Source organism: Protofrankia symbiont of Coriaria myrtifolia (genome assembly GCF_900634755.1).
GTDB lineage: Bacteria > Actinomycetota > Actinomycetes > Frankiales > Frankiaceae > Protofrankia > Protofrankia coriariae.
The window spans coordinates 1-5,312 of the sequence record NZ_CAAAFS010000044.1; the positions used below are offsets into that span (position 1 = coordinate 1).

Consider the following 5,312-nt stretch of genomic DNA (forward strand, 5'->3'; position numbering starts at 1 on the left):
TCACCCGGGTGGCCCGGGAGGTTGGCACCGAGGGACGACTGGGCGGGCAGGCCGACGTCAAAGGTGTCTCGGGCACCTGGAAGGACCTCACCGAGTCCGTCAACGTCATGGCGGCCAACCTCACCGTCCAGGTCCGCTCCATCGCCGAGGTCACCACCTCGGTGGCCAAGGGCGACCTGACGCAGAAGATCCGGGTGGACGCGCGCGGGGAGGTCCTGGAGCTCAAGGAGACCATCAACACGATGGTCGACCGGTTGTCCTCGTTCGCCGACGAGGTCATCCGGGTGGCGGGCGAGGTGGGGACGCAGGGCAACCTCGGCGGGCAGGCCGTCGCGCGGGGCGTCTCCGGCACCTGGCGGGACCTCACCGACAACGTCAACTCGATGGCCAGCAACCTGACCAGCCAGGTCCGCAACATCGCCCAGGTCACCACCGCCGTGGCCCGGGGCGACCTGTCGAAGAAGATCGACGTCGATGCCCGCGGGGAGATCCTGGAGCTCAAGACCACCATCAACACGATGGTCGACCAGCTGTCGTCCTTTGCCGCGGAGGTCACCCGGGTCGCCCGCGAGGTCGGCACCGAGGGGATGCTCGGCGGGCAGGCCGAGGTCGAGGGCGTCTCGGGGACGTGGAAGCGGCTGACAGAGAACGTCAACGAACTCGCCGGCAACCTCACCCGTCAGGTGCGCGCGATCGCCGCGGTGACCAGCGCGGTCGCGGCCGGTGACCTCACCGGGTCCGTCTCGGTGGAGGCACGGGGGGAGGTCGCCGAACTCAAGGACAACATCAACGCGATGGTGCGGTCGCTGTACGAGACCACGCGCGCCAATCAGGAACAGGACTGGCTGAAGACCAACCTGGCCCGCATATCCGGCCTGATGCAGAAACACCGTGATCTCAACACCGTCACGGAACTGGTCATGGACGAGCTCACGCCGCTGGTCGGCACCCAGTACGGCACGTTCTTCCTGGCCGGATCCGGTGCGGGCACACCCGCGCCCGCGCTGCGCCTGATCGCCAGCTTCGGGTACCAGGCCCACCCCGACGTGCCGCGCGAGTTCGACCTGGGACAGTCCCTGGTCGGGCAGGTGGCCAGAACCAAGAAGTCGATTTTCATCGACCGGACACCGGTGCACTATGTGAAGATCTCATCCAGTCTCGGCCACGCCGAACCGGTCAATCTGATCGTGCTGCCCGTCCTCTTCGAGGATCATGTGCTCGGCGTCATCGAGCTTGCCTCCTTCACCCCGTTCACGCAGGTGCACCGGGATTTTCTGGACCGGCTGATGGAGATCATCGGCGTCAACATCAACATTATTGTCGCCAACTCGCGTACCGACGCGCTGCTGGCGGAGTCACAACGTCTCGCAGCCGAGCTGCGGGCGCGCTCCGAAGAACTCCAGAGCCGTCAGGACGAACTGCAGCGTTCCAACGCCGAGCTGGCGGAGAAGGCGGCTCTGCTGGCTCGCCAGAACCACGACATCGAGATCAAGAACTTCGAGATCGAGCAGACCCGGCAGGAAATCGAGGAACGGGCCCGGCAGCTCGCCCTGTCGTCCAGGTACAAGTCGGAGTTCCTCGCCAACATGTCCCATGAGCTGCGCACGCCGTTGAACAGCCTGCTCATCCTGGCGCGGCTGCTGGCGCAGAACCCGGCGAACAACCTCAGCCCGAAGGAGGTCGAGTACGCCAACGTCATCCACTCCGCCGGCTCCGATCTCCTGCAGCTCATCAACGACATCCTCGATCTGTCGAAGGTCGAGGCCGGAAAAATCGACATTCACCTGGAGCGTTTCGCTCTCAGCGCGCTTCTCGACGACGTCCAGGGCATCTTCTGTCCGATCATCGAGGAGAAGGGCCTGCGGTTCACCGTAGAGGTCGCCCCCGACGTGCCGGACGCGCTGGTCAGTGATCAGCAGCGTCTGTTGCAGGTGCTGCGTAACCTGCTGTCCAACGCGGTCAAGTTCACCCAGCTGGGCGGGGTGGAACTTCGGATACGGGTGGTCAGTGACCGTGTACTCGACGACGAACGGCGCCCGGCCGTCGCGTTCGCGGTGATCGACACGGGTATCGGTATCGCCGAGGAGAATCTGGACCGGCTTTTCGGAGCCTTTCAGCAGGGTGACGGCAGCACCAGCCGCAGGTTCGGGGGGACCGGCCTGGGACTGTCCATCGCGCGCGAGGTCGCGGCTCTGCTCGGTGGTGTGATCCGTGCCCAGAGCGAGTTCGGGCAGGGCAGCACCTTCACCCTCTACCTGCCGTTGTCCTCGCCCGGGGCGATCGGTGAACAGGCCCATGGCGCCACGCGGCCAGCCGTTTCCGGCCCGCCGACACCCGCGGCCCTGCCACTGCCGCCCGGCTCGTCCGGCTCCTCTGGCTCCTCTGGCTTGTCCGGCCCACAGGTGTCCGCGGCCGCGCCGGTATCCGCGCCCACACCCGGCGACAACGGCATCCCAGCACATGCCACCACGGACGACGTGCTCCGCGGCCGCAGGATTCTTGTGATCGACGACGACGTCCGGAACGTGTTCGCCATCACCAGCATCCTCGAGCTCTACGGCCTGACCGTGATTCACGCCCCCGACGGGCGCATGGGCATCGACATCCTGCTCGCCACCGACGGCATCGAGCTCGTTCTCGTGGACGTGATGATGCCGGAAATGGACGGTTACGCCACGATGACGGCAATCCGGGAAATGCCCCGCTTCGGCGCGCTGCCGATTATTGCCGTCACCGCGAAGGCCATGCCGGGCGACCGGCAGAAGTGCCTTGCCGCCGGCGCTGACGACTACGTGACCAAGCCGGTCGACACCGACAAGCTCCTCGCCTGCATCCGGCAGCGGCTCACCCGCCAGAAGCCGGACGACAGGAATACTCGGTAGTCGGTTTTCCGGCACGGGTGGCGGAGGCCCGCTGGGCCCAGATCCCTCCCGGGGTCGCCGCGTACCGTCACGCCTGGTCGTGTCCACGGATCGCCGGTCGGGACTCGTACAACGACTGCTGACCGGCGTCCGCGAACCGTATGGATCCGCCGGGCCAGCTGGGGCGTGCCATATTCGTGCCCGCCGGGACCTCCGCCCGAGGAGACAGAAAACAACAGCCCCGCCGGGTCGCCCTGTCCGGTCGAGGTGAACTCGCGGTCGACAGAAATGAACGCGCAGTTGACCGAGGTGAATTCATGGCGAACAGATGGGAGCCCGGTGGTGCGGAACGCGCCGGCCCTGACGCGGAACACATACGTTCGTTGAACGACATATCGGCCTGACCGTGCATTTGGGGATGGGGCGGACGTGGGCTGGCTGAGCACCGAGAACATCGTGGCCGTACTCACCGCGGTGCTCGGCATCGTGGCCTCCTTCGCCGTGGTCTGGTACGAACGCCGGGTACCTCACCGCAGACGCATCGGCTATCGCGTGCAGATGGACACTCCCATCGGCAGCGACAACCGTGGTGGGCAGAGTCAGGTGGACACGCGGCTCGGCCTGTTCAACGACCTCCCTGACATGTCGGATGGCACCCTTGTTCTCCTGCGCATCGAAAACGACGGCGCGGAGGGCATCACCGACACCGACTACACCAGCAACGGCCTCACCGTCGTCTTCACCGAGCGAACTGTCAGGGGTGTTGCCGTCACCCAGTCCGACGCCGAGCATCTGATGGACCACTTTGCTCCGCCGGGAGCCATGCGGCACAGCGGCAGCATGATCCATCTGCCCCGTGTCCCACTCAATCGTGGTCAACACTACAAGCTGCTCGTGCTGCTCACCGGCGGCCGGGTCGGCCTCGGTGTCCGAGTCACCGGCGGGATCCGGGATGGCAAGGTGGAGCCCAACCGCAGCACGACGGTCGACGACACCCCACCCCTGTTCAGCGGACCCGCCCGCTGGATCACCATTCTGCTCACCCTCTGCGTCACAGCACTGGCGGTCATCGTCGTCCGCCGAGATGTGCCGCCACCCATCGGCTGCGCTACCGGAAAGCTCACCATAATCGGTTCGACCGCTTTCGCTCCGGTCGTACGGGAAATTGCCGAAAAATACGAGTCTGAATGCCCGGAAACAAGAATAACGGTGAGTCCGCGCGGCAGCAACGAGGGTATCCAGGAGCTGGCGGAGGCCGCCACCGAGACCGCCGACGGGCCGCCTGCTGTGATCTCTGTCTATGACGGTTCCAAGCCGGCCGGTTATCCGCAGATGATGGGAGAGCGCATCGGGATTTCCGCGTTCGCGCTGGTGGTGAACGACAGCGTGTCGACCGTGGATCTCACGGTCGACCAGATACGGATGATCTATCGGGGTGACATCCTCAACTGGAGCCAGGTCGGGGGCCCCGACCTTCCGGTCCTGTTGGTGAGCCGGGACGCCAACTCGGGTACCCGTGACCTGTTCCGGCGGCGCATTCTCGACGGGCTCGGGGAGCCGGCACTGACCTCGCTGGACTGTGAGCACAGGAACTCCCCGCAGGACAGGGTCGTCCGTTGTGAACTCGACAGCACCGAGCGGGTGCTGCGAACCGTGGCGAAACTCCCTGGCGCCATCGGATACAGCGAACTGCAGGCCGCTGTCGCCGCCGGCGGCCTGCACGCTCTGCGTATCAACGGTCAGACGCCGTCGATCGAGGCCATCGGTGACGACAGCTATCCCTTCACGGAGATCGAGTACGCCTACACCTATGGCCAGCCGCCCACGGGTTCCCTCACCGCAAGTTTTCTGAACTATCTGACAAGGGGCGGTGGCCAGGACGTGATGAAGGCCCATGGGCACCTGCCGTGCTACAGCCCGGAGGGTTTCAGGCGCTGCCAACAGTGATCGTGGTGACTCCCACGGGTACTTGATCATGAGGTCGCCCGAGCGGTCCGGACCGGAACCCGCTTCGTACGGTGGTTTCCCCGCGCCGTCAGGCGGCTACCGTGGGGGCGCGAAGACGGTGGCCAGGGCAGCCAGGGCGTCGGGCACGGCCCGGTAGTACGCCCAGACGCCGCGTTTGTCCCGAGTGATCAGCCCGGCGTCCACCAGGACCTTCAGATGGTGGCTGACGGTGGGCTGGCTCAGGCCGAGGGGCTCGGTGAGCTCGCAGACGCAGGCCTCGCCGTTCTCACGGGCATAGATCATCGACAGGAGTCGCAGCCGGGCGGGCACGGCGATCGCTCTGAGGACCGTGACGAGTCGCTCCGCTTCCTCGGCGGGCAGCGGCGCCCTGGTCAGCGGGGTGCAGCAGACCACGGGGAGGCCGGCGAGGCCGGACGCGTCGGAATCCGCGCGCGTGCCGGGGCCCGTGGGGGCGGCGCGCGCGGGAAGCGGGGTGGGCAGGGG

General features: G+C 66.3%; 3 protein-coding genes. 2 read left to right on the top strand and 1 reads right to left on the bottom strand.

Annotated elements, in window-relative coordinates; translation table 11 throughout:
• Both CM1CMNOD_RS02240 and CM1CMNOD_RS02245 read left to right on the top strand, forming a co-directional pair.
• Positions 1-2,882 (top strand): ATP-binding protein (locus CM1CMNOD_RS02240; protein WP_131773814.1); only part of this gene is annotated, 2,882 nt, incomplete at its 5' end.
• 408 nt (positions 2,883-3,290) lie between these two features.
• Positions 3,291-4,808, top strand: coding sequence for a PstS family phosphate ABC transporter substrate-binding protein (locus CM1CMNOD_RS02245; protein WP_013872058.1), 1,518 nt, complete (start codon positions 3,291-3,293; stop codon positions 4,806-4,808).
• Between the two features lie 96 nt (positions 4,809-4,904).
• On the opposite strand, the gene CM1CMNOD_RS02250 is transcribed toward CM1CMNOD_RS02245, so the two are convergent.
• A complete protein-coding gene (locus tag CM1CMNOD_RS02250; RefSeq protein WP_131773815.1) occupies positions 4,905-5,309 on the bottom strand; it encodes an ArsR/SmtB family transcription factor in 405 nt (134 codons plus the stop codon).
• Positions 5,310-5,312: the final 3 nt, after the last annotated feature.